Genomic DNA, 24178 nt, shown 5'->3' with positions numbered 1-24178 from the left:
TGTCACCACGGGCAGCGGCCCGGCGCCGGGTCCGGCGGCGCGCGCGGCCGCCCCCGCGGCGTCGGCCGCCGAGAGGATGGTGCCCTCGGCGGGCACCGCCACCGCGGACCGGGCGGACGCCGCCGCCCGCGTGAGCAGGTCAGCCGTGGTGCCACCGCGCCGCGCGGCGACGGCCAGCCCGCGGAGCCACTCGCTGAGGATCACGCCGGAGTTGCCGCGCGCGCCCAGCAGCGCCGCCCGGGCGAGCGTCGCCAGGAGCCGCGGTCCCGTGGCGTCCGCGGGTGCCGCGGCGACCGCCCGGTCGCCCTCGCGGAGGGTCAGGTAGAGGTTGGTGCCGGTGTCGGCGTCCGCCACCGGGAAGACGTTGACCCGGTCGATCGCCTCGCGCTCGCGCCGCAGCGCCGCCGTGGCCCCGTGCGCCCAGGCGCGCACCACGCCCGGGTCGTCGAGCCCGGCACCGGGCGGGTCCGCCCGGGGACCCGGCTCAGCCGTCCGGCTGCCGCTGTCGACGTCGGTCACGCTCTGCCCTCCTGCACCTGGTGTCGCGAACGACCGGCCTGCCCGGGCACCCGCTCGGACGGATCCCACCGTACCCAGCGCGTGGGACGATTGCGTCCGGCCGTCCACAGGCCTGTGGGCAGCCCGCCCGGTCCCGGCGGTGTGACGCAGCACCCCGCGGCTACGGTTTGAGGGCGCGGCCTGCCATCAGGTACTCTGTCGAAGTTGCCTGGAACGCCAAGAAGCGTTGATTGCTCCGAAGTCTCCAGGCGTTCCCTTTAGACCACCATCACGTCGTGCTGTCGTTATGCACAGGCGTGCACGACATTCAGGAGACACCGTGGCTGCCAACTGCGACGTCTGCGGCAAGGGCCCGGGCTTCGGGCACAGCGTTTCGCACTCCCACATCCGCACCAAGCGCCGCTGGAACCCGAACATCCAGCGCGTCCGCGCGATCGTGGGCGGCACTCCCAAGCGCGTCAACGTGTGCACCTCCTGCCTCAAGGCCGGCAAGGTCACGCGCAAGGTCTCGGCCTGACGCTGCCGCAGCCGGGTCGCTGACGCGACCCGCACAAGCTTGACGAAGACGCTCGCCGGTTCGCCCGGCGGGCGTTTTCGGCGTTCCAGAACCTTCATCTGGGGCCAAAGAAGTGGTTGCGCCCAACACCGCACGGTGAAAAGGTAAGGTCATGATGGCACCGGAAGACGTGACCATCCGCCCAGCAACGACGACCGACGCTCAAGCAATCGCTCGTGTCGACATCGCCTCTTGGCGTGGTGCTTACTCAGAGATCCTGCCCGACTCGTACCTGGCCTCGCTCGACATCACCGACCGGGCCGGGCAGTGGACGGCGGCCGTGACCGCGCGAGATACGACGGTGCTCGTCGCCGAGGACGAGAGCGGAACCATCGGGTTCACCAGCGTGGGTCCGTGCCGCGACGAGGACGCCGAACCCGGCGACCTGGAGATCTACGCCATCTACCTGCATCCCCGTGCCTGGGGCAGCGGCGTCGCGCGCGACCTCATGCGCACCGTGCTCGACGGGCTGGACTCGGGCTCCGTGACGCTCTGGATCCTGGAGGGCAACGAGCGCGCCCAGCACTTCTACCGGCGGCACGGGTTCCAGCACGACGGCACCGAGCGCATCGACGAGATCGGCGGCCAGCCGCTCACGCAGCTCCGGTTCCGCAGGCGCTGACCCACGGGCAGGTTCGGCAGCTCGCACCGCGGGTTCGGCAGCTGGCACCGAAATCGGTCCAGGGCTGTGCCGATCTCGGTGCCAGCTGCCGAACCCGCCGGGGATGTCCCGACCTCACGACCGCGGCCGCCTCATGCCCGGAAGTGGTCCCAGCCCGGCCCGACGTCGGGCTCCGCGCCGCCGATGGTGACGGCCGGCCCCTCGCCCGGCTCCCGCACCAGCCCGACGGCGGTCCAGCCCGCCGGCAGCGGCACGTCCGCGGGGAACGTGGCGAGCAGCCCGTGGTCCTCTCCCCCGCCCCAGATCCAGCCGTCGAGCACACCGTCGACGTCGGACCGGCCGGGGCCCCACCCGGGGTCGCCCAGGCCCGACGCCGCGGCGACCGCCCGCGCGGCCGAGCGCAGCTCCTCGCGGTCGGCGGCGAACGCCCCGGCATCGAAGCCGATCCGCACACCGCTCGCGACGGCGAGCCGCCCCGCGTCGCGGAGCAGCCCGTCGGACAGGTCGAGCATCGCCGTCGCCCCCGCCTCGGCGGCCGCGACACCCGCGGCGAGCGGCGGCTCGGGCCGCAGGTGCGCGGACACCAGCCGCTCCCAGGCGTCCTCGAGCACCACGCCCTCGCCGACCTCCAGCGGCACCGGGGACAGCGGCGCCCGCACCAGGCCCGCCTCCAGCAGCGCCAGTCCGGCGGCCGACCACCCGCGCACCCCCGCGTGCGCGACGACGTCGCCCGGCCGCGCGCCCGACCTGAGCACCGGGGCACGTCCTTCCAGGTCACCGTGCACGGTGACGCTCACGACCAGACAGGGGCCGCCGGACAGGTCGCCGCCCACGGCGCCCGCACCGGCCGGCGCGCAGCCGTCGGCCAGTCCCCGGGCCAGCCCCGTGACCCACTCCACGTCGGTGTCGCCGGGCACCACGAGGGACGTGACCAGCGCCGTCGGCCGGGCCCCCATCGCCGCGATGTCGGCGAGGTTCTGCGCCGCGGCGCGCCGTCCGACGTCGTACCCGGTGGACCAGCGCGCGCGGAAGTGGCGGTCCTCGACGAGCACGTCGGTCGAGACCACGAACCGCCCGTCGGGGGCGGCGAGCACGGCGGCGTCGTCGCCCGGGCCGAGCAGCGTTGCGCTCCCCCGGGGCAGCAGGGGGACGATGCGTTCGAGGATCTGCTCCTCGGAGAGGTCACGGACGCGGGTCACTGGAAGACCTTAAGGTGCCGCCCCGCTCCGGCGCGGCATCCGGCCCGGCGCGCGCGGGCCGCAGCGGTGCCGGACCCTGCGCGCGGGCCGTACGGTCACGGGCCCCGGGCGGGCGCCGGGGCGGGCACGCTCCCCGGACGGGTAACGTATCTCCGTGCTTCCCGCCCGAATCGTCACCCCCCGGACCGTCGCCGTGCTGGCCGCCGCGGCCCTCACCGCCGTGGCTCTGGGCGGCTGCGCGCGGACGATCGGGGTGGAGGTCGCGCCCGACGCCGCCGACCCGCTGTGCGCGGAGGTGCTGCTCGCCGTGCCCGACGAGCTCGGCGAGGACCTGCCCAAGGTGCCGACCGACGCCCAGGCCACGGCGGCCTGGGGCGAGCCGGGCGGCGCCGTCACGATGCGCTGCGGCGTGGAGCAGCTCGGCCCGTCCGGGGACTGCCAGCACGTGGACTCGGGCGACGGGACCACCGTCGACTGGATCGTCACGACCGACGACCAGGGCACCTGGTCGTTCGTCACCTACGGCCGCGACCCCGCGGTCGAGGTGATCGTCCCGCCCGCGGTCACGGACGACCACTCGACGTCGTTCATCGCCGACCTCGCCGATGCCGTGACCCAGGTACCTGCCACGAAGGAGTGTCAGTGAGCCCTGCCGTGACAGAACGACCCGCCACGGGGCAGCCGGCGACCGTCGATGCGGACCCGCCCGTCCAGTCCCGGCGGGAGCGCCTGCGTGACGAGCTGCACCGCGAGGTGCTCGACGCGGCCCGCCACCAGATCGCCGGGCAGCACGGCCTGAGCAAGCTCACGATGGCCGCGATCGCCAAGGAGGTCGGCGTCACGCCGCCCGCGCTGTACCGGCACTTCGAGAACCGGCAGGACGTCATCGCGCAGCTCTGCGAGCTGATCGTCGAGGAGGTGCTGGCCACGCTCGGCGCCGCCGTCGCCCGGCAGGAGCCCGGCGACGTCGCTGCGGCGCTGGTCGCCTCGACCCGCGCCTCCCTGGACTGGGCGGTCCGGAACCCGGCGGAGTTCGACCTGGTCATCGGCTCGGGCATCAGCTCGGAGCTGCCCGAGAGCCACGATCTCCAGCGCCGCATGGCGGAGATGATCGGCGGCCACTACGTGCCGCTGTTCCGCGAGCTGGCCGCCTCCGGCATCCCCCGCCCGGCCGACGACGAGCTCGACCCCGAGCTGGCCGAGCAGGTGCGCCGGTACCGCGACGCCGTGGGCGGGCAGGACCTGCCGCTCGGCATCGCCCACCTCATGGTGACGAGCTGGCGGCAGGTCTACGGCCTGCAGTGCATGGCCGTGTACGGGCACCAGGAGTTCGCCTTCGGCGACCACGTGGCGCTGCACGAGGACCTGGTGTCCTCCCTGCTGGTGCGGTTCGGCCTGGACCCGCACCCCACCGTGCGCTGAACACCGCCCGCTGAGACCAGGACCGGCTCAGCGCACCATCGAGTCCCGCCCCGCCTCCAGCGTGTGCAGCGAGTCTGCGTTCGAGATGAGCTGGATGCTCCCGTGGTAGGAGATCGACGGGTCCTTCATCGCCGCGCCCACCAGCTCGGCCAGCGCGGCGAGGTGCCGGGCGTCGTGCGCGCAGATCCGGTGCACGTGCTGGGAGGCCGTGACCATCTGCAGGGCGAACACCGGGTACTTCCAGATCGGCTTCCAGAGCCCGGTGCGCTGCCACGCGCGGGTCGCGGGCCACGCGAGTCCCGCGCAGGCCGTGGCGAAGGCGGCCTCCCACGGGACGTCGTCGGCCCCGGCCATGCGGAGCAGCAGCAGGGCCACCGCGGCGATGCAGAACGGGTAGGCCACCTGGTTGGCCCAGGCCCCGATGGGCTGCGGCTTGGCCACGCCGATCACCTCGACCCGCATCACGTTGCCGAGGGCGAAGGAGGTCAGCCCGATGCTGAGCACCCCGTTCGCCACCCGCACGTCGCGCACCGCGTAGCTGTAGCGGGGTTCGCCCAGCATCCTGCCTCCTCATGCACCACCAGCCGGACGGTCCCGGCCCTGGTCAGAGGCAGAGTACAGGCGATCAGCGCAGGCCGGTGGGCCGTTCGAGGGCGAGCTGGATCAGCTCGTCGATCAGCTCCGGATAGGGCACCCCGGACGCGTCCCACATGCGCGGGTACATCGAGAACGGCGTGAAGCCCGGCATGGTGTTGATCTCGTTGACGACCACCTCGTCGTCGGGCGTGACGAACACGTCCACGCGGGAGAGACCCTCGGCGCCCACGGCCTCGAAGGTCCGCACGGCGATCTCCTGGACCTCCTTGATGACGTGGTCCGGCAGGTCGGCCGGGCAGGTCAGCTGCACCGCGGACTCGTCGAAGTACTTGGCCTCGTAGTCGTAGAAGCCGTTCTTGGTCTCGTCCGTGACCACGATCTCGCCCGGCAGGGACGCCCGCGGGCGCTCCCCGCCGCGGCCGCCGAGCACCGCGCACTCGATCTCCCGGCCGACGATGCCGGCCTCGACGATCACCTTGGGGTCGTGGCGGCGCGCCTCGGCGACGGCGGCGTCCAGCTCGTCCAGCGAGTCCACGCGGGAGACGCCGAGCGACGAGCCCGCGCGGGCAGGCTTGACGAACAGGGGCAGACCCAGGGGATCGATCGTCCGCAGCACGACGTCCCGGCGGTAGTCCCAGTCCCCTGGCTTGATCACGGCGTACCTGCCGATCGGCAGGCCGTGGCCGGCGAGCACCATCTTCATGAAGTGCTTGTCCATGCCGACGGCGGACGCCAGCACCCCGGACCCGACGTACCGCGCGTCGGCGAGCTCCAGGAGGCCCTGGACGGTCCCGTCCTCGCCGTACGGCCCGTGCAGCAGCGGGAACACCACGTCGACGTCCGCCAGGGCGGACGGGACCTGGCCCGGCTCCAGCACGCGGAGCGACGAGTCGCCCACGGTCAGCGGGAGCACCACCTCGGCGTCGGACGCCGGCACCTCGGCCGCCTGGCCGTCGGTGATCGCCCAGCGCTCGGGCTCGTCGGCCGCGATGACCCACTGCCCGTTCGGGGTGATGCCGACGGGCACCACCTCGTACTTCGAGCGGTCGATCGCGCCCATGACGCCGCCGGCCGTGGCGACGGAGATCCCGTGCTCGCCGGAGCGGCCGCCGAACAGGATCACGACGCGGGTCTTGCGGGCAGCGCCCGGCGTCGGCACGAGGTTCGTCGAATCCCCGGCGGAGGCTGGTTCAGGAGTGTGGTGCGACATCGCGCCCGACCCTACCCGAACGCCGCCGCCACCGGACGCCCCGTACCCGGCCGGCTCGGTCTCAGCCCGTGCTCTCGACCCGCTCGCCCACCGTGTGCAGCACGACCACCTCCGGCTGCCAGGGGACTATCGCGTCCACCTGGTCCTGCAGCGGAGCGACGTCCGGCACGGCATCCGGGCTGCGCACCTCGACGACAAGGTCCTGGCCCTGCCAGGTGACGTCCTCCACGGTGGCGTCGTTCCCGGTACCCACCCACTCCTGCGCGGCCGAGCGGGCCTGGCTCAGCCAGAGCTCCGCGAGCGCGGCCTGCAGCGAGTTCGCCACCATCGGGACGGCCACGACCAGCACCGCGACGAGCGCGACGAGCACCGCCCGGCGCCGCCGCGGAACGGGCGCGCCCTGCCGCGCGGCGCGCGCGTCCTGGAGGTACCCGACACCCGAGAAGACCACGGTCGCCGCGATGACGAGGGCCACGGCGTTCGAGACGAACAGCAGCAGCGCACCCAGCGCGAGCGACGGCTGACCCTGCCCCAGGCACACACCCACCACGCCCAGCGGCGGGACGAGCGAGATGGCGATGGCGATGCCCGGCAGGACGTCGGCGAGGTCCCGGCGCGCGAGCGCGATCGCCCCCGCGAACCCCGTGGCGAAGGCCGCGACAAGGTCCCCCAGCCCCGGCGACGTGCGCCCCGTGACCTGTGAGTTGGACACGACGTCCGACGTGGCGGGCAGGGCGAGGGCCGCGAGCAGGCCGAGCGCGACGACGACGACCATGCCCCCGAGCACGTAGGCGACGGACCGCGCGATCCGGCGACGCTCGCCGGTGACGATGCCGAGCCCGATCCCGAGGATCGGTGTCGACAGGGGCGCGATGATCATGGCGCCGATGACGGTGGCCGTCGAGTCCGTCGCGACGCCGGACACCGCGATCACCCCCGACAGCACCAGCATCGCCCAGAAGGCGGACCGCTTGGCGCGGGTCTCCCCGCTGTCGAGGTCGAGCCGGTCGGCCACCTCGGGCAGGGCTCGCCGCTGGCTCCCGGGGACGAGCGCGCCGAGCATCCTGCCCCGGCGCGGGGAGTTCGTCATCGCCGCTACCCCGCCGTCGCCCGCAGGTCCTTGCGCAGGATCTTGCCGGACGCCGACTTCGGCACCGCCTCGATGAACTCGACCGAGCGCACCTTCTTGTACGGGGCCACGTGCCCGGCGACGAAGGCGATGACCTCGGCCTCGGTCAGCGACGCCCCGGCCACCGGCACGACGAACGCCTTGGGGATCTCGCCTGCCTCCTCGTCGGGCAGACCGATCACGGCGGCGTCCGCGATCTGCGGGTGGGAGAGCAGCAGCGCCTCCAGCTCCGCGGGCGGCACCTGGTAGCCCTTGTACTTGATGAGCTCCTTGAGGCGGTCCACGACCTGGAACACGCCGCCGGCGTCGACCGTGACGATGTCGCCCGTGTGCATGAACCCGTCGGGCTCCAGCGTGGCCGCCGTCGCCTCGGGGTTGCCCAGGTAGCCGACCATCACGTTCGGCCCGCGGCACAGCAGCTCGCCGGGACCGGAGACGCCGTCGGCGGGCTGCTCGATCTCCGCGCCCGTCGCCGGGTCGACGATCCTGGCCTCCATGCCCGCCACCAGCAGTCCCACCGAGCCGGACGGGATGTCCGCGCGGTCGAACGGGATGCAGTGCGAGACCGGCGACATCTCGGTCATGCCGTAGCCCTGCAGCACGCGCACGTGCTCGCCGAGCCGGTCGCGCACGGCGCCCGCGAGGCTCTCGCCGAACGGCGCCGCCCCCGAGAGCACGGCCCGGACGCTGGTCACGTCGTAGGAGTCCACCAGCGGGTGCTTCGCCAGCGCGAGCGCGATGGGCGGCGCCACGAACAGGAAGGTCGCCCGGTGCTCCTGGATCACGCCCAGGTACTGGGCCAGGTCGAACCGGGGCAGCGTCACGAGCCGGGCGCGGGTGCGCAGGGCCAGGTTGAGCAGCACCGTCATGCCGTAGATGTGGAAGAACGGCAGGACGCACGGCACCACGTCGTCGGACCCCACGCCGATCGCCATGGACTGCGCCACGTTCGCCACGAGGTTGGTGTGCGTGAGCATCACACCCTTGGGGCGGCCCGTCGTGCCCGACGAGTACGGCAGCACCGCGAGGTGCGTCGCCGGGTCGAACGTCACGTCGGGGGCCGGGCGCGGGTCGGCCAGGAGGTCGGCGAGGGACGTGCGGCCCTCGGCCCCGTCGAGCACCACGATCTGGTCGTCCTCGAGTCCGGCGTCCCTGGCCCCGGCCTCCCCCGCGGCGAGCAGCGCCGAGACGGTGATCATGAGCCGAGCACCGGAGTCGGCGAGCTGCTTGGCGATCTCCTGCGCGCTGGACAGCGCGTTCACGGTGGTCACGGTGACCCCGGCGCGCAGCAGGCCGTGGAACACCGTCACGTAGGCGGGGACGTTCGGCGCGTGCAGGGCGACGACGTCGCCCACCCCGAACCCCCGCGCTGCCACGGCTCCCGCCACCGCGTCGATCTGGTCCCGCAGCGCGCGGAACGTCGTGGCCGCCCCGCTGACGCCGTCGACCACCGCCACGCGCTCCAGCTCCGCGTCCGTGATCGTGCCGAACAGGTACTCGTACACGCTGACGGACGGGATCTCCACGTCGGGCAGCGGGCTGCGGATCACCATGGTCGGTCTCCCTCGGTTCGGTGGCCGGACCCCCGTTGGTCCGGCCGGTGCGGCGTCAGGACGTGATGTCAGCCGGCGCCGTCAGGCACGGAACGCCGCGAGCAGGACCGGCACCAGCCGCCCCCACGACGGCGCCGCCGCGTAGCGGGTCAGCTGCCGGCCCGTGTCCGTCACGCTCCGGGAACCACTGAACCACGGCGGCTTCGGAAAGAGCGAGAACTCACCGTGCAGCACGCTGCGCGGGAACGGGCGGAACGGCCCGGTCACCACGGTCCGCTCGGGTCCGGACAGCAGGTTCCCGTTGTGCACCACGTCGATCCCCGAACCGATGTCGGCCACCGTGTGCCCCGGGAACGCACCCCACGTCGCGCCGGGCAGCAGGAAGCCGACGCCGGTCCACGCGTTGATCGCGACGGTGCCGTAGCGCAGGTCGGCGATCGCGTCGTCGAACGCGGACCCCATCGCCCGGCGGTCCTGCGGCCGCACCACCACGTTCGCGCCCAGGGTGCCGTACAGGGAGTCGTTGGCGAAGCCGACGGCGGCACGCAGGAACTCGGCGCCGGTGCCCGGGAGCTGCGTCCAGGCCAGCACGGGCGCGAAGTACTCGTCGGAGCACGCCGGGTCGCCCGCGGTCACCTCCATGAGGATCCGGCCGGCCAGGTGCTCGGCGTCCGGGTGCGTGTCGTCGGCCCGGGCGACCTTGGCCGCCGTGCCGGGGTACCAGGGGTCGCGGGCGGGCATCCGCGCGAGCGCGCCGCGCAGCTCGGCGAGGAAGTCGTCCTTCTGCGGCCAGTCCGCCGACAGCACCACGAGCTGGCCCGCGATGCAGTTGTGGCCCGCGTTGTGCAGCCGCATCGAGACCAGGTGCTCGGCCTGGAACCGCAGGTCGGCGGCGCTCCACCGCCCGGGCACCACGATCATCGGCGCGACGCCGCCCAGCTCGCTCGTGATCGGCACCGTGAGCCGGGGGTCGTCGGCCGCCCGGCGCAGCTCGGCCTCCTCGCCGGTGCCCCACACGATCGCGTCGTGCGTCGCGGCGGAGCCGGTGATGTGCACCTTGTCGATGCCGGGGTGCCGCGTCAGGTAGGCCCCGACGGCGCCGTCACCCGTGACGACCCGGACCGCGCCGACCTCGATCAGGGGGGCGAGCGCCCGGCGGTACACGTCGAGCAGCGCGCCGAAGGTGGGGTTGAGCTTCACGATGGAGGCGCGGTTGTGCGCCACGAGCTCGTAGAACGCGTCCAGCGGGGCGATCGACGAGATGTTGCCGGCACCCAGCACGAGCCCAACCCCGCCGTACTCGCCGACCTTCCCGGCGCCCAGGCCCGCCTCGGTGCGCACCTGGTGCTCGCCCACGCCCGGCGGCATCCACACCTCGGCCCGGAAGCCGTTGAACAGCACCCACTCCTGGGCGTTGCGCGGGAGCACCTTGACCGCCACGCGGCCGCCCGGGGCCGTGCCGACCCGGAGGCCGTCGGCCGGCGACCGGCCCGCGGCGAGCGCCTCGTAGGACCGCGCGTACGCGGCCGCGCTCTCCAGCGCCCCGTACGGTCCGGTCATCCACTCCTCGCCCGCGTACGGCGCGGACGGGTCGATGTTCTTCGCCCTGGCCGCCGTGGTCGCCCACTCGTGCGCGACCTCGACGACCGCGGCATGGACCCGCCGGAACAGCGCCGCCCGGTCGGCGACGGGCAGCTGCGCCCACCGCTCCGCGCCGACCTTGAGCTCGTCGACCGCCTGGTCGAGCTCGCGCTCGGTGGTGGCCTGCGCGTCCGTCACGCTCATCCGCTGTCTCCTTCGACCGCACTCTGTCCAGCTCGACCGCCGGGCCGGGCCTCGCTGACCGGCGCTCCAATAGCCTAGGGGTCGGAGCCGGTCCAGGGCGAGACCCCGTCGCGTCTTTACATTTCGACCTTCGATGCACAACCGGGACGCCGCGACTAGGCTGCCAGGCATGTCGGACATCGCCGCGACTGGGCGTCATGACCTCCGCGATGCGCTGGATCTGCTGAGCGAGCAGGTGGCCGACGGCATCCTGCACGCCGAGCCCGTGTACAGCGAGACCCGGCTCCCCGCCGCCGTCGTCCAGCCGCTGGTCCGGGCGAACGTCGCGGAGATCCTCACCGCCCTCGCCGGTGAGACCTCGTCGCTCGCGCCCGCCCGGGAGACCGGCCGGGTCACGGCCGCCGAGGGCATCCAGCTCGACCTGCTCCAGGACGCCTACCGGCTCGCCGGGCTGCGCATCTGGGAGGAGCTCGCGCGGCGGCTGCGGCACCAGTCCGACACCGGCGCGCTGCTGCGCGCGTCCTCGCGGGTCTGGTCCGCGATCGACCGCTCGTCGAACGTCGCGGTGCGGAGCCACCTGGAGGCCGCGGCGGGCTTCGGCGAGAGCATGGCCCGCACCGAGCTCCTGCGCGGCATCCTGACCGGAGCCGTCCAGGACCTGGAGACCGCGCGGCGCGCCCTCGGGCTGCCCGCGGACGTGATGCTGGTGGTCGCGGTCACGGCGCAGGGACCGGCGTCGGGCGGGGTGCCGGGTTCGAGGTCCGGCGCGGCGGCCCGGCCGGACCTCCCGGCGTCCGACGCCGCCCGGGTGACCACGCGCTGGCTGATCCACGAGGGCGACCGGCTCACGCTCGTGGCCGCTCCCACCTCCCCGGACGCCCAGGAGGCGCTGACCGGTCTCGCCGCGGGCACCCGGACCGGCGCGAGCCGCCCGTTCACCCACCTCGCCGATGCGCCCGCCGCCCTCGCCCAGGCCCGCACCGCGGTGCGGTCGCTGTCCCCCGGGCAGGCCGGGCTCTCGTGCTTCGGCGACCGCCCGCTGGACGCGCTGCTGGCCGCCGACGACGGACGCGCCGGCGAGCTCGCCCTCGCCGTCCTCGGCGGGCTCCGCGAGCGCGACCCCCGGGACGAGGAGCTGCTCCTGGCCACCGTCGAGGCGTGGTTCGAGCACGGCGGGTCGGGCACCCGGGCCGCCGCGGCGCTGCACTGCCACCGCAACACGGTGCTGAACCGGCTGGCGCGCGTCGCGGACCTGACCGGCCGCGACGTCAACGACCCGCGGGCCGCCGCCGAGCTCTACGCGGCCGTGCGCGCCCGCCGGCTGCAACCCACCGTTCTCGGTACAATTCACCCTGCGGCAATACTCACCGGACAACCAGCCGAAAACCAGCACCACCCCGGCCCCTCCCAGGGTTAGCCTCGTGACGTGACCGATCTCCTGTCCGGCGAGCTGCTTGCCGACATTCGCGAACGTGCCGCCGACTACGACCGGGACAACGCCTTCTTCGCCGAGGACCTGGCCGACCTCCAGGCGTCCGGCTACCTCGGCGCGATGGTCCCCACGGCCTTCGGCGGGGGCGGGCTCACGCTGCGTGAGACCGCCCACGAGCAGGCACGCCTGGCCGCGCACGCGCCGGCGACGGCGCTGGCCGTGAACATGCACCACGTCTGGGTCGGCGTGGGCCGCTATCTGCACGAGCGCGGCGACTCGTCGCTGGACTGGCTGCTGCGGGAGGCGGCGTCGGGCGAGGTGTTCGGGTTCGGCTACTCCGAGCCCGGCAACGACCTGGTGCTGCTCGGCTCGCGCACGGAGGCCCGGCCCGACGGCTCGGGCGGGTACACGTTCCACGGCCGGAAGATCTTCACGTCCAACTCCCCCGCCTGGACGCGGCTGGGCGTGCTCGGCCTCGAGAAGTCCGGCGTGCTGCGCCACGGCAGGAACGGCGCACCACGCCTGGTGCACGCCTTCATCACGCGCGACGGCGGCGGGTTCGAGATCCTCGACGACTGGGACACCCTCGGCATGCGCGCCTCCCAGTCGCGCTCCACGCTGCTCGACGGCGCCCACGCGCCCGCCGACCGCGTGCTGCGCCTGCTGCCGCCGGGCCCCTCGCTGGACCCGTACGTGCTGGGCATCTTCACGTCGTTCGAGGTGCTGCTGGCGTCGGTGTACGCGGGGATCGCCGACCGGGCGCTGGAGCTCGCGGTCGAGGCCGTGAACAAGCGCACGTCGATGAAGACCGGCAAGGCCTATGCGCAGGACCCCGACGTCCGCCGCCGCATCGCCGACATGGCCCTCGCCCAGGACAGCGTCTGGCTCCAGATCGACGGGATCACCCGCGACCTCGACACGTCGGCGGCGGACCCCACGCTCGACCGCGGCGCGGGCTGGTTACGGGCCACCGCCGGGCTCAAGGTGCGCGTCACCGAGGCGGCCCGCGAGATCGTCGACCAGGCGGTGCGGGTGTCCGGCGGCTCCACGTACTTCAACGGGTCCGAGCTCGGCCGCCTGTACCGGGACGTGCTGGCGGGCATCTTCCACCCGTCCAGCGACGACGCCGCCCACGCCACGGTGGCCCAGTCCCTCCTGGGCCCGCTGGAGTGACCCAACCCGCTGACTCACCGAGGTCGGCGTGCCGAGTCAGCGGGTTGGTCCGACCAGCCGGCTGACTCGACAAACCGACATCGCCGAGTCAGCGGGGTGGTCCGACCATCCGCCTGACTCGACACGCCGACGACGGCGGGTCAGGCGCGGAGCGCCGCGTCCAGGTCCGCCCAGAGGTCTTCCACGTCCTCGATGCCGACCGACAGGCGCAGCAGGTCCTCCGGGACCGTGTGCGCCTCGGTGCCCCAGCGGCGGCGGCGCTCCAGCATCGACTCCACGCCGCCCAGCGAGGTGGCGGGCAGCCACAGGCGGACGGCGTCGACGACGGCGTCGGCCCGCTCGACGGCGGCCGGTCCCGTCCCGGCGGCCTCGGCATCCCCCGCACCGGGCCGGGGCCGGGGCCGGACGCCGATGATCGCGCCGAACCCGTTCATCTGCGCCTTCGCGCGCTCGTGCCCCGGGTCGCCGGGCAGCGAGGGGTGCCGCACCTCGGCCACCTCCGGGTGCTCCGCGAGGCGCCGGGCCAGCTCGGCCGCGCTCGCCTGGGCCCGCTCGAACCGCAGCGCCAGCGTGCGCAGCCCGCGCAGGGCGAGCCAGGTCTCGAACGGCCCGGCGATCGCGCCGTGCAGCGTGCGGTGCTCGCGCAGGGTGGCGGCCAGCGCGGCGTCGCGCGTCACGAGCGCGCCCAGCACGACGTCGGAGTGGCCGGCCAGGTACTTGGTGACCGAGTGCAGCACCACGTCGGCGCCGTGCTCCAGCGGGCGCTGGCCCAGCGGCGTCGCGAACGTGTTGTCGACCACCGAGCGCACGCCGGCGGCGCGGGCGGCGCCCAGCACGGCGGGCAGGTCCGCGACCTCCAGCATCGGGTTGGTGGGCGACTCGACGAGCAGCAGGTCGGCGCCGTCCAGGGCCGCGACCACGGCGTCCGTGTCCGCGATGTCGACGTACCGCAGGGTCACGCCGTGCCGCTCGGAGATCTGGCGCGCCAGCACCATGCCCGCCTGGTAGGCGTGCCGCGGCAGCACGAGCGTGCCGCCGTCCGGCACCAGCGAGAACGCGGCGGCGATCGCCGCCATCCCGGACGAGAACAGGATCGCCGTCGCGGGAGCGGCCGCGCCGCCGCCCGCTGCGCCGCCGCCCGCCTCGCCGCCGCCCTCCAGCGCGGCGAGCGCCTCCTCGAACGGGTGCCAGGCGTCGTTGTCCCCGCGCGCGTACGACAGCTCGTCCGGGGTGACGACGCCGCGGGAGACGTACGTCGAGTTCAGCGGCACGGACGGGTTGATGTGCCCGCCCTGCTCACGGGCCGGGCGCCCGGCGGAGACGACGACGGTGGCGGGCGAGAGGCCGGCGGCGGGCGTGTGCGGGGCAGTGCTCATGGTCCGGAGAATACGACCGCCCCGCGACGCGCGCCCCGGCCGTCCGCAGGACGGCCGGACCACCGACGAGTCACGCGCACGGGTCACTCACGCGGCTGACGCCTCCGGGGATGCCTGGCGGACGCGGCGGATCACCAGCGACATGAGCGCGGCCCCCGCGCACAGCGCGCCCGCACCGTACCAGACGGCGTCGTACGAGCCCGTCATGTCTCGGACCAGGCCGCCCGCGAAGGCCACCACGCCGGCGCCGACCTGGTGCGACGCGAGCACCCAGCCGAACACGATCGGCGCGTCCTCGCCGTAGAACTCGCGGCACAGCGCGAGGGTCGGCGGCACGGTCGCCACCCAGTCCAGCCCGTAGAACACGATGAAGAACAGCATCGGCATCTCCACCTCCGGGCCCATGAGGGACGGCAGGAACAGCAGGGAGACACCGCGCAGCGTGTAGTAGACACCGAGCAGCACGCGCGGCGAGAACCGGTCGGTGAGCCAGCCGGACCCGATGGTGCCGATCACGTCGACCACCCCGATCACGGCGAGCAGGCTCGCGGCGACGGTGATCGGCATGCCGTGGTCGTGCGCGCCGGGCACGAAGTGGGTGCGAACCAGCCCGTTCGTCGTGGCGCCGCAGATCGCGAACGCCCCGGCGAGCAGCCAGAACGGGCCGGTGCGGGCGGCGTCGAACAGGGCGGTGACGGCGCGCCGGGCCGCGCCGCGCGTCGGCGCGGGCTTGGGCGCGTACGTGCCGCCGTAGGGCGCCAGGCCCATGTCGGCGGGGTGGTCGCGCAGCAGGAACAGGACGAGCGGGATGGCCACGAGCGACGCGATGGCCACCGTGACCGACGCCGGGCGCCAGCCCTGGTTCTCCACGATCCACGCGAGCAGGGGCAGGAAGACGAGCTGGCCCGACGCCGTGGCCGCCGTCAGCACACCGCTGACCAGGCCGCGCCGCGCCACGAACCAGCGTCCCGTCACGGTGGCGGTGAACGCGAGCGCCATGCTGCCGCTGCCCACTCCGACCAGGAGCCCCCAGCCGAGCACGAACTGCCAGGGCTCCGACATCCACACCGTCGACAGGGCGCCGCCCGTGATCACCACGAGGGCGATGCTGACGACCGGGCGCATGCCGAACCGGTCCATCAGGGAGGCGGCGAACGGCGCCGTGAGCCCGTACAGCACGGACTGCAGGCCGACGGCGAAGCCGATGGTGGCGCGCGACCAGCCGAGCTCGGCGTTGAGCGGGTCCACGAACAGGCCGGGTGCGGCGGTGAACGCCGCGGCGCACATCACGGTGACGAAGCTGACCAGGGCCACCCACCAGGCGGGGTGGATGCGTGGCGTCCGACGCGGCGCAGCCTGGCCGGGGCTCTGCGGTGCGTTCTGGCCCGCCGGCACGGGGACGTCTGTCTGGGTCACGGCATCAGCATGCTGGGGCGCGCGGGCGCGGGCCAGTGGCCCGCAGGACACACAACGCTAGGTTCGGGCCATATGATCGGAGCATGGCCCAGCACACGCCGCGCAGGCACCGCGTCGCCGTCCTGATCCGGCCCGGCTTCATCCCGTTCGAGCTCGGCATCCCGCACCGCATCTTCGGCATCGCGCGCGACGCCGAGCTCCGGCCCCTGTACGAGGTGGTGACCTGCACACCCGGTGGCCCGGGCCTGGTGCGGTCGGACTCCGACGTGCTGGTCCAGGTGGAGCACGGGCCCGAGGTGCTGGAGACGGCGGACACGGTGGTGGTGCCGGCGTCGCACACCTCCGGGCCCGACGGCACGGACCCGGCCGGCGGTGACCCGCGGCTCGAACCCGAGCTCGCGGCGGCGCTCGCCCGGATCCGGCCGGGCGCCCGGCTCATGTCGATCTGCACGGGGGCGTTCGTGCTCGCCGCCGCGGGCCTGCTCGACGGCCGCCCCGCCACCACCCACTGGTCGGAGAGCGACCGCTTCCGGCGGCTCTACCCGCGCGTGGAGCTCGACCCGGACGTCCTGTACACCGACGACGGCGACGTGCTGACCTCCGCCGGCGTGGCCTCCGGCGTCGACCTGTGCCTGCACGTCGTGCGCCGGGACCACGGCACGGCAGTCGCGCAGGACGTCGCGCGCCGCACCGTGGTGCCGCCCCACCGGGACGGCGGTCAGGCGCAGTACATCAGGCGCCCGGTGGTCGCCGGGCGCGTCGCCGGACCGGGGGCGGACGCCGCCCAGGCCCGCGGCGCGGGCACGGCCGCCACGCGGGCCTGGGCGCTGGACCGGCTCAACGAGCCGCTGACGCTGGCGGCGATGGCCCGGCACGCCGCGATGTCGGTGCGCACCTTCACGCGCAGGTTCCGGGACGAGACCGGCGAGAGCCCCGCCCAGTGGCTCACGCGCCAACGCGTCGAGCATGCTCGCACCCTGCTGGAGAGCACGATGCTGCCGGTCGAGCAGGTCGCCCGGCGCTGCGGCTTCGGCACCGCGCAGTCGCTGCGCGCGCACGTGCAGGCGGCGCTCGGCGTGACGCCGTCGGCCTACCGGCGCACGTTCCGCCGGGCGGCCTGACAGCGGCCGCCCGGCGGAACGGTCAGGACTCCGGGACCGGGTACGGGAAGGCGCCGGTGACGCCGATCTTGTCGTACTCCATCAGCGAGGCGTCGAAGTCCTCCTCCCAGTTGCCGTTGGTCACCTCGTTGCACTGGTAGGACTGGTACGACTGGTCGGTCGTGGCGCCCACCTCGATGTTGCTGAACGAGAAGGCGCAGCCACCGGCGTCCATGTGGATGCCCCGGGTCCCGCTGTCGGGCATCTCGCCCACCGGGTCGGGGAGCACGTCGCCGATGACCATCTGGTCCACGGTGTTCTGCACCGGGTACGGGTCCTGGTTGTCCACGCCGTAGGTGTAGAACGCGCCCATGTCGCCGGAGTCGAGCCCCGCCTTCTCGATCCGGATGTAGCGGAACGTGTTGTGGTCGGTGTACTGGTCGCCGTCGACCACCTCGGGCCGGGACTCCAGGCTGATCCCGTACCGCGCGGAGTGCCGCACGTTCACGTGCTCGACGAGGTTGTCGCCGGTCCCCATGAGCTCGATGCCCGCGGCATCGCCGGGCACGAGCTCGCCGACGTGGTGGATGTAGAGGTTGCGGAAGGTGTGGTGGTGCGAGATGTCGCCCTCGCCCGGCCAGCCGCCCTCGACCTTGATGCCGTCGGCGCCCAGGTTCTCGAACAGGCTGTCCTCGACGGTCAGGTGGTCGTTGGCGAACAGCGCGTAGACGCCCATGAAACCGGTGTCGCGGACGTGCATGCCGGTCAGCGTGATGCCCGTGGTGTTCTCCAGCGTGACGGCGCCGAACCGGTTGCGCGGCATCTCGATCTGCCGGTCGTACTCGGGGTACTTGTGCTCCTCGCCGGAGTCGCCCGCGCTGATCCAACCCGAGCGGTACCAGCTCACGAAGTCGGAGTACTGGATGCCGAGGCCGTCGAAGGTGATGTCGTGCGCCCTCTGCTCGGGCGTGGCGCCCTTGACGTCGATGACCTTGGTGACCGTGGGCTCCATGATCGTCACGTCGTCGATGTCGCCGCGCGGCTTGTAGTACAGCTCCCCGGCCTCACGGTCGATGTAGTACTCGCCCGCCTGGTCCAGGAACGGCAGCGCGTTCTGGATGAAGTAGCGCGACCCGCTGCGGCTGTTCACCAGGGCGTAGCGCGCCCAGTTGTCGAGCGTCGCGAACCCCTTGCGGTAGTCGGCGCCGCCGATCGGCACTATGTCGGTGAACCAGCTCCACGACCCGCCGGACCACAGCGTGACCTGGGCGTCCTTGAGCGGGTTGCTGTCGGCGGTGTCGTCCCAGGCCGGATCCCAGTCGCCGTCCTCCCAGTACAGCCACTGGTGCACGGCCTCCTTCTCGGGCTCGCCGAGCCGCGAGAACAGGTACGGGCCCTGGGTGTCCTCCGAGCCGCGGTTGGGATACCGGGCCAGCTCGGAGCGTTCACCGTCCTCGAAGAGGGTGTAGAACTGCTCGTCGGGATCCACCTGGGTCCTGTAGATGCCGTCCTGGTACGGCTCCCAGCCGGTGACCTCCTCGGCGCCCACGAGGTTGGCCGCACCCGGGCCGTCGCTGCTGCGGTACACGACCTGATGGCCGCCGCCGCCCGAGTCCTGCTCGGTGAAGCCGATGGTCTCCGTGACGGGGTACTCGCCCGCCGCGAGGTTCACGGTGATGTCGCACCGCTGCCGGCCGTCCCGGTTCAGGCCCTTCTCGCGGATGTGGTCGCGCGCCGCCTCGACCGTCCTGAACGGGTCCTTGGCCGTGCCCTTGCCCCGGTCGTCGCCCGACGGGGAGACGTAGAGCTGCGGGCACCCGCCGCCCGAGACCGCGGCAGCGGCGTCGGCCGCCGCGCCGGCGAGGCGGTCGAACGCGATCCCGCCGCCGCCCATGGCGGCGACCAGGCTCACCGCGGCGACCGCCACGGTGCTCGTCTGTATCCAGTTCCTGGACATCGATGTCCCTTCCTCGGTGTGCTACTTGCGGGTGGTCGGTAGGTGTGGCTGGTCAGGCCTGCGGTTCGACGACGTACGTGGCCCCGCGGCGCGTCCGGAAGACGACGAGGCCCTCCTCGGGCCGCTCGACGTCGACCGGGCCGCCGGGGCCCGAGACGCGGACCCGGCCCTCGGTGCGCAGCCGGATCGTGTTGCCGGCCAGCGACTGGACCCGGGCGCCGCGGAGCCGCCCGTCGCGCCAGGTGACGGCCAGCTCGAAGGCGCCCCGGGTACGCAGGCCGCGGACCCGCCCGGTCGGGAAGGCCGCCGGGAGGCACGGCAGCAGCCACACCTCGCCCGAGTGGCTCTGCACGATCGTCTCGTTGATCGCCGAGGTGCCCCCGAAGTTCCCGTCGATCTGGAACGGCGGGTGCAGGTCGAACAGGTTGGGCGCGGTGCGGCCGGGCGAGAGGAGCTGCTTCAGGTGGGTGTACACGCCGTCCCGCTGGAGCAGCCGGGCACGGATGTTCATCTTCCACGCGAGCGACCAGCCCGCCGTGACCGCGGGTCCGCGCAGCTCGAGCGACCGGTCGGCCGCCGCGGCGAGCTCCGGCGTGCGCCGCGGCGTGATCTGGTCGCTGGGGAACACGCCCCACAGGTGCGAGACGTGCCGGCTCGTCTCCTGCGCGGCCTCCTCCCAGTCGACCAGCCACTCCTGGATCTGCCCCAGGAAGCCGATCTGGTTGGGCGGCAGCTGCTCGCGCGCGGCCAGCGCCTGGGCGGCCATCTCGCGGTCCTGGCCGAGCACCGCCGACGCCTTGTCGAACGCCGTGAACAGATCCCGCAGGATCTGCATGTCCATGGTCGGGCCGGCGCACATGCTCACGCCCACGTTGTCGATGTCGTGGTGCTTGAGCTCGGGCGAGTGCGAGGGGCTGGTGACGAGGTAGCCGGTGGCGGCGTCCTCGACGAGGGTGTCGAGAAAGAACTCCACGGACCCGCGCAGCACCGGGAAGTACTCCCGCAGCACGTCGAGGTCGCCGGTGTACTCGTAGTGCTCCCAGAACAGCAGCGAGAGCCACGCGCCGCCGGTGGGCCAGACGCCGTAGTACGCGAAGTCCACGGGCGCCGACCCGCGCCACAGGTCGGTGTTGTGGTGCGCCACCCAGCCCTTGGCGCCCCACATCTTCTGCGCCGTCCGCGCGCCGGACTCGGCAAGCTCCTCGATCATCGCGAACAGTGGCTGCCAGCACTCGGCCAGGTTCGCCGGCCCGGCGGGCCAGTAGTTCATCTGGCAGTTGATGTTCAGGGTGTACTTGGACTGCCACGGCGGCAGCATCTGGTCGTTCCACAGGCCCTGCAGGTTGGCCGGCTGGCCCGGCGTGCGGGAGCTGGAGATCAGCAGGTACCGGCCGAACTGGTAGTACAGGGCCGCAAGCTGCGGGTCCTGGCCGTCGCGGAACGCGGCGACCCGCTGGTCGGTGGGCAGGTCGACCGACGCCGAGGTACCCAGGTCGATGTCGACCCGGCCGAACATCTCCTGGTGGTCGCGCACGTGGGCCCGCCGCAGGATCCCGTAGCCCTGCGGCGTGGCCCGCTCGAGCGGGGCCACCGCCGCGGCGAGGTGGTCGCCGCCCACGTCGAGGTAGTTGCGGTGACTCGTGCCGATCGACAGGACCAGCGTGACGGCGTCCGCGCCACGCACCCGCAGCCCGGTGTCGTCGCAGGTCACGCTTCCGCCTTCGGGCACCGCCCGGACCAGGCTGACGAAGCGGACCTTGCCCTCCAGCCCCTCGGCCTCGCCGCTGCGGCCCTCCAGGGCGAGCGTGCGGGCGTCGTGGGCGTAGGTCGACGTCTCCTGGAGCGACGTGTACCCGGCGTCGAAGGAGATCGCGCCGCGCTCGCTCGCGGTGAACCGGGCGACGATCACCTGGTGCGAGTGGCTGCCGAACACCTCCCGGGTGTGGCGCACACCGTCGGCCACGAACGTCGTGGTCGTGATCGCCGTGGTCAGGTCGAGCGACCGCTCGTAGCCCGTGACGTCGTCGGTCAGCCCGGGAAAGGCCAGGTGCAGGTCCCCGACGGGCTGGTACTGCATCTGCTCCGTCGGCCGGCCCATGAACCGCTCGTCCGCGAGCTGCTGGGCCTCCAGCCACTTCTCCTCCCCGATCAGCCGCCGGATCTCCGGCAGCGCCTCGTGCCCCAGCGGGTCGGCGTAGTCGTGCGGGCCGCCGGCCCAGACGGTGTCCTCGTTGAGCATGAGCTTCTCGGCGGCCACACCGCCGAACACCATGGCGCCGAGCCGGCCGTTGCCGATGGCGAGCGCCTGCAGCCACTCCTGTGCCGGGGCGGTGTACCAGAGCCGCATCGGGTTGGTCTCCGGGGCGTCGGCGCCCCCGGGGTCGGCCGCCGCGCTCGTGGGGGCGTGCCCGGCGAGCGCGAACGCCCCCGCGGTCAGGCCCGTCGTGCGCAAGAGGTCTCTTCGCGTGATCGGATTCATCGAGCGACTCCTTCGTCCTCTTTGTCATCACCGTTGAACGACGCGGGATAAATGTAGTACGTCACATGTATCACAAGTCAAGAGTGCAGACTGCTCCCGTTGGCCGATCGTGACCGGCCCGCGCGCCTTCCAGGCCCTACGCTGGGCACATGGGACGAGCCGGACACCGCACAGCCCTGATGGTCGCCGCCTGCGCGGCGCTGCTGCTGGCCGGGTGCACGGGCGCGCAGGGCACGAACGGGCCGGAGCTCACCAACACCAGCCCCGTGCCGGTGTCCCCTGGCTCGGAGGCGGACCCGACGTCGTCGCCGTCGTCGGGCGAGTCAGACGAGGACGGGGACGACGAGGCCGGGGACGACGCGCCCGAGCCGAGCGCGTCCGCCACCGAGACCGAGTCCGGTCCGGCCTTCCCGGCGGACACGAAGCCCGACACCGCGGAGCCCACCGGTGAGGGCGAGACGTTCCTGAGCGTCACCGACGTGCGCGTCGCCGCGCACGACGGCTACGACCGCGTCGTGTTCGACCTCGACGGCACGGGCAGCGGCAAGCCCGGCTGGCGCGTCGAGTACGTGGACCAGGCGACCGACGACGGATCCGGCGACGCCGTGCGTGTGGACGGCGACGCGATCCTGCGGGTGTCGCTGTCCGGCACCGCCATCCCGACGGACAGCGGGGTCGAGGAGTTCTCCGGCGACCGCATCGAGCCCGCCGACACGGAGTCGATCGACGAGATCGTGTACCGCTACTGGTTCGAGGGGTACACGACGGCGTTCATCGGCGTGGACGACGCCGAGCGCCCGTTCCGCGTGTTCCTGCTGGAGGACCCGATGCGCGTCGTGGTCGACGTGCGGCACTGACCCCTCAGCCCGCGACCTCGGACTTCTGCGGCCGGGCGAGCAGGGTCGCCGCGAGGTCGGACAACGGCAGGTTGCCGGCCAACACCTCGACGACACCGGCCGTGATCGGCATCTCGACGTCGTGCGCGCGGGCCAGCTCCAGCACCGACTGCGACGACTTCACGCCCTCGGCCGTGCCCCCGGTGGCCTTGATCGCCTCGGCCAGCGTGAGCCCCTCGCCCACGTGCTTGCCGAGCCGGTGGTTGCGCGACAGCGGCGACGCGCACGTCGCCGTCAGGTCGCCCATGCCGGCCAGGCCGGCGAACGTGGCGGCGTCGGCCCCCAGCGCGAGGCCCAGGCGCGTGATCTCCACGAGGCCGCGCGTGATGAGCGTCGCCAGCGTGTTCCAGCCGAAGCCCTGGCCCTGGGCCATGCCCGCGGCCAGGGCGATGATGTTCTTCACCGCGCCGCACAGCTCCACGCCCACCACGTCGGTGTTCGTGTAGGGGCGGAAGTACCCGGTCGAGCAGGCCGCGGCCACGAGCTGGGCCGTGGCCTCGCTGCGCGAGGCGACCACGGTCGCCGTCGGCTGCCGCTCCGCGATCTCGGGCGCCAGGTTGGGTCCGGAGACGACGGCGACGCGCTCGTCCGGCAGGTCCAGCACCTCGGCCATGACCTGGCTCATGCGCTTGTCCGTGCCGAGCTCGACGCCCTTCATCAGCGAGACGACGACGGCACCCGGCGCGGCGACGTCGTGCACCAGGCCCTTCATCGACTCCAGCGTGGCGCGGGCGACCTGGGACGGAACCGACACGACCACGATGGAGGCGCCCGCCAGGGCGACCGCCGGGTCGGTCGTGCCGTGCATCGGCGGGAGCTGCACGCGCGGCAGGTACTTCTCGTTGCGGTGCGTCGTCTCGACGGCGTGGAGCACCGCGGCGTCGCGACCCCACAGGGTGACGTCGCACCCGGCGTCGGCCAGGACCATCGCGAAGGTGGTGCCCATCGAGCCCGCGCCGAGCACGGCGACCTTGGGCTGCGTCGCGGCGCTCACGGGCGCTCCACCGGCGGGTAGTTCGTCATCTTGGCCTCGTAGTCGGGGTGCTTGCGCAGGTCGAAGCGCGGCTTGGGCGCGACCTCCCCGCGGATCTGCTCCAGCTCGGCGGTGATGGCGTCCATGATGCGGCTCGTGGCCTCACGCAGGGTCGCGGTGTCCTGGGGCCGGTCGTACAGGTCGCTCAGGTCCACAGGCGGGCCGGTCTGGATGGTCACCTTCTTGCGCGGGAACGGCTTGAGCACGCGGCTGTACCGGCCGAGGATCTCCGTGACGCCCCACTGCGCGACCGGCAGCACCGGCAGGCGCGTCGTCAGCGCGATGCGGGCCACGCCCGTCTTGCCCTCCATCGGCCAGTAGTCGGGGTCCCGCGTCAGCGTTCCCTCCGGCAGGATCGCCACGCAGGCGCCGTCGCCGAGCTGGCTCGCGGCGTCCTTCAGCGACTCGGCGGACTTCGCGGAGTCGCGGTCCACCGGGATCATCTTGGTGCCCCGCAGCGCCCACCCCGTCAGCGGCGAGTCGAACAGGCCGCGCTTGGCCAGGATGCGGGGCTCACGGCCCATGTCGAAGAGGTAGTGCGCCAGCGTCAGCGCGTCGAGCTCCGTGACGTGGTTGGCCGCGGCGATGAACCCGCCCTTGGCCGGGAAGTTCTCGCCGCCCTTCCACTCGTACTTGCACAGCGCGAACATGAGGTTCCGCACGATGAACGCGACGAAGCGATACATGCGTGACTCAGGGCGTGGGATGGACACGGCCGAAAGAA

The 24178-nt window shown here is 73.3% G+C and carries 21 protein-coding genes; 8 read left to right on the top strand and 13 right to left on the bottom strand.

The window, feature by feature from the left end:
- A partial coding sequence (locus QRN56_RS23285; RefSeq protein ID WP_285107302.1) for a DAK2 domain-containing protein occupies nucleotides 1-519 on the bottom strand: 519 nt, incomplete at its 3' end.
- A gap of 319 nt (nucleotides 520-838) precedes the next feature.
- Between QRN56_RS23285 and rpmB the strand changes: the two genes are divergently transcribed.
- Both rpmB and QRN56_RS23275 read left to right on the top strand, forming a co-directional pair.
- On the top strand, nucleotides 839-1036 hold the full coding sequence (rpmB, locus tag QRN56_RS23280; protein WP_119143026.1) for a 50S ribosomal protein L28: 198 nt from the start codon (nucleotides 839-841) through the stop codon (nucleotides 1034-1036).
- A gap of 151 nt (nucleotides 1037-1187) precedes the next feature.
- Nucleotides 1188-1697: a GNAT family N-acetyltransferase gene (locus QRN56_RS23275; protein WP_350224601.1), complete on the top strand. Its 510-nt coding sequence runs from the start codon at nucleotides 1188-1190 to the stop codon at nucleotides 1695-1697.
- 131 nt (nucleotides 1698-1828) lie between these two features.
- On the opposite strand, the gene QRN56_RS23270 is transcribed toward QRN56_RS23275, so the two are convergent.
- Complete coding sequence (locus tag QRN56_RS23270; protein ID WP_285107301.1) at nucleotides 1829-2896, bottom strand: thiamine-phosphate kinase; 1068 nt, start codon at nucleotides 2894-2896, stop codon at nucleotides 1829-1831.
- A gap of 154 nt (nucleotides 2897-3050) precedes the next feature.
- On the opposite strand from QRN56_RS23270, the gene QRN56_RS23265 reads away from it, so the two are divergent.
- Together QRN56_RS23265 and QRN56_RS23260 are read left to right on the top strand one after the other, a co-directional pair.
- Nucleotides 3051-3542, top strand: coding sequence for a DUF3515 domain-containing protein (locus QRN56_RS23265; protein ID WP_285107299.1), 492 nt, complete (start codon nucleotides 3051-3053; stop codon nucleotides 3540-3542).
- Nucleotides 3539-4318: a TetR/AcrR family transcriptional regulator gene (locus QRN56_RS23260; protein WP_285107298.1), complete on the top strand. Its 780-nt coding sequence runs from the start codon at nucleotides 3539-3541 to the stop codon at nucleotides 4316-4318. Before QRN56_RS23265 ends, QRN56_RS23260 begins: the two co-directional genes overlap by 4 nt.
- Nucleotides 4319-4345: 27 nt before the next feature.
- On the opposite strand, the gene QRN56_RS23255 is transcribed toward QRN56_RS23260, so the two are convergent.
- From QRN56_RS23255 to QRN56_RS23235, 5 genes are all read right to left on the bottom strand, one after another.
- Nucleotides 4346-4879 (bottom strand): hypothetical protein, encoded by a 534-nt coding sequence (locus tag QRN56_RS23255; protein WP_285107297.1) that lies wholly within the window; start codon nucleotides 4877-4879, stop codon nucleotides 4346-4348.
- Nucleotides 4880-4943: 64 nt separating this feature from the next.
- Nucleotides 4944-6125 (bottom strand): D-alanine--D-alanine ligase family protein, encoded by a 1182-nt coding sequence (locus QRN56_RS23250; protein WP_285107295.1) that lies wholly within the window; start codon nucleotides 6123-6125, stop codon nucleotides 4944-4946.
- Nucleotides 6126-6186: 61 nt separating this feature from the next.
- Nucleotides 6187-7215, bottom strand: coding sequence for a DUF389 domain-containing protein (locus tag QRN56_RS23245; protein ID WP_285107294.1), 1029 nt, complete (start codon nucleotides 7213-7215; stop codon nucleotides 6187-6189).
- Nucleotides 7216-7220: 5 nt separating this feature from the next.
- The gene (locus QRN56_RS23240) at nucleotides 7221-8807 is read right to left on the bottom strand and encodes an AMP-binding protein (RefSeq protein ID WP_285107292.1); all 1587 of its coding nucleotides are present in this window, start codon (nucleotides 8805-8807) and stop codon (nucleotides 7221-7223) included.
- Nucleotides 8808-8888: 81 nt separating this feature from the next.
- The gene (locus QRN56_RS23235; protein WP_285107291.1) at nucleotides 8889-10592 is read right to left on the bottom strand and encodes an aldehyde dehydrogenase family protein; all 1704 of its coding nucleotides are present in this window, start codon (nucleotides 10590-10592) and stop codon (nucleotides 8889-8891) included.
- Nucleotides 10593-10761: 169 nt separating this feature from the next.
- On the opposite strand from QRN56_RS23235, the gene QRN56_RS23230 reads away from it, so the two are divergent.
- Nucleotides 10762-12009 (top strand): PucR family transcriptional regulator, encoded by a 1248-nt coding sequence (locus QRN56_RS23230; protein ID WP_285107289.1) that lies wholly within the window; start codon nucleotides 10762-10764, stop codon nucleotides 12007-12009.
- Nucleotides 12010-12018: 9 nt separating this feature from the next.
- On the top strand, nucleotides 12019-13197 hold the full coding sequence (locus QRN56_RS23225; protein ID WP_285107288.1) for an acyl-CoA dehydrogenase family protein: 1179 nt from the start codon (nucleotides 12019-12021) through the stop codon (nucleotides 13195-13197).
- Between the two features lie 140 nt (nucleotides 13198-13337).
- On the opposite strand, the gene QRN56_RS23220 is transcribed toward QRN56_RS23225, so the two are convergent.
- Together QRN56_RS23220 and QRN56_RS23215 are read right to left on the bottom strand one after the other, a co-directional pair.
- Entirely contained in the window at nucleotides 13338-14573 is a 1236-nt protein-coding gene (locus tag QRN56_RS23220; RefSeq protein ID WP_285107286.1) for a trans-sulfuration enzyme family protein, read from the bottom strand.
- Between the two features lie 87 nt (nucleotides 14574-14660).
- Complete coding sequence (locus tag QRN56_RS23215) at nucleotides 14661-15989, bottom strand: MFS transporter (RefSeq protein WP_350224600.1); 1329 nt, start codon at nucleotides 15987-15989, stop codon at nucleotides 14661-14663.
- Between the two features lie 83 nt (nucleotides 15990-16072).
- Here QRN56_RS23215 and QRN56_RS23210 point away from each other — a divergent pair, with 83 nt between their 5' ends.
- Nucleotides 16073-17110 (top strand): GlxA family transcriptional regulator, encoded by a 1038-nt coding sequence (locus tag QRN56_RS23210; RefSeq protein ID WP_285107284.1) that lies wholly within the window; start codon nucleotides 16073-16075, stop codon nucleotides 17108-17110.
- Between the two features lie 22 nt (nucleotides 17111-17132).
- Here the strand turns inward: QRN56_RS23210 and QRN56_RS23205 are convergent, their stop codons facing one another.
- Nucleotides 17133-19046 carry a right-handed parallel beta-helix repeat-containing protein gene (locus QRN56_RS23205; protein ID WP_285107282.1) on the bottom strand — a complete coding sequence of 638 codons (1914 nt, stop codon included), beginning with the start codon at nucleotides 19044-19046 and terminating at the stop codon, nucleotides 17133-17135.
- Nucleotides 19047-19098: 52 nt separating this feature from the next.
- Nucleotides 19099-21525: a glycoside hydrolase family 95 protein gene (locus tag QRN56_RS23200; protein WP_285107280.1), complete on the bottom strand. Its 2427-nt coding sequence runs from the start codon at nucleotides 21523-21525 to the stop codon at nucleotides 19099-19101.
- 149 nt (nucleotides 21526-21674) lie between these two features.
- Here QRN56_RS23200 and QRN56_RS23195 point away from each other — a divergent pair, with 149 nt between their 5' ends.
- Nucleotides 21675-22382: an AMIN-like domain-containing (lipo)protein gene (locus tag QRN56_RS23195; RefSeq protein WP_285107279.1), complete on the top strand. Its 708-nt coding sequence runs from the start codon at nucleotides 21675-21677 to the stop codon at nucleotides 22380-22382.
- Nucleotides 22383-22386: 4 nt separating this feature from the next.
- Here QRN56_RS23195 and QRN56_RS23190 read toward each other — a convergent pair whose 3' ends face one another.
- A complete protein-coding gene (locus tag QRN56_RS23190; RefSeq protein ID WP_285107277.1) occupies nucleotides 22387-23415 on the bottom strand; it encodes an NAD(P)H-dependent glycerol-3-phosphate dehydrogenase in 1029 nt (342 codons plus the stop codon).
- Entirely contained in the window at nucleotides 23412-24140 is a 729-nt protein-coding gene (locus QRN56_RS23185) for a lysophospholipid acyltransferase family protein (RefSeq protein ID WP_285107275.1), read from the bottom strand. Before QRN56_RS23185 ends, QRN56_RS23190 begins: the two co-directional genes overlap by 4 nt.
- Nucleotides 24141-24178 lie beyond the last annotated feature (38 nt).

Origin of the sequence: Promicromonospora sp. MEB111, from assembly GCF_030209445.1 — a bacterium.
GTDB lineage: Bacteria > Actinomycetota > Actinomycetes > Actinomycetales > Cellulomonadaceae > Promicromonospora.
This window is presented reverse-complemented; position numbering and strand designations above follow the sequence as displayed.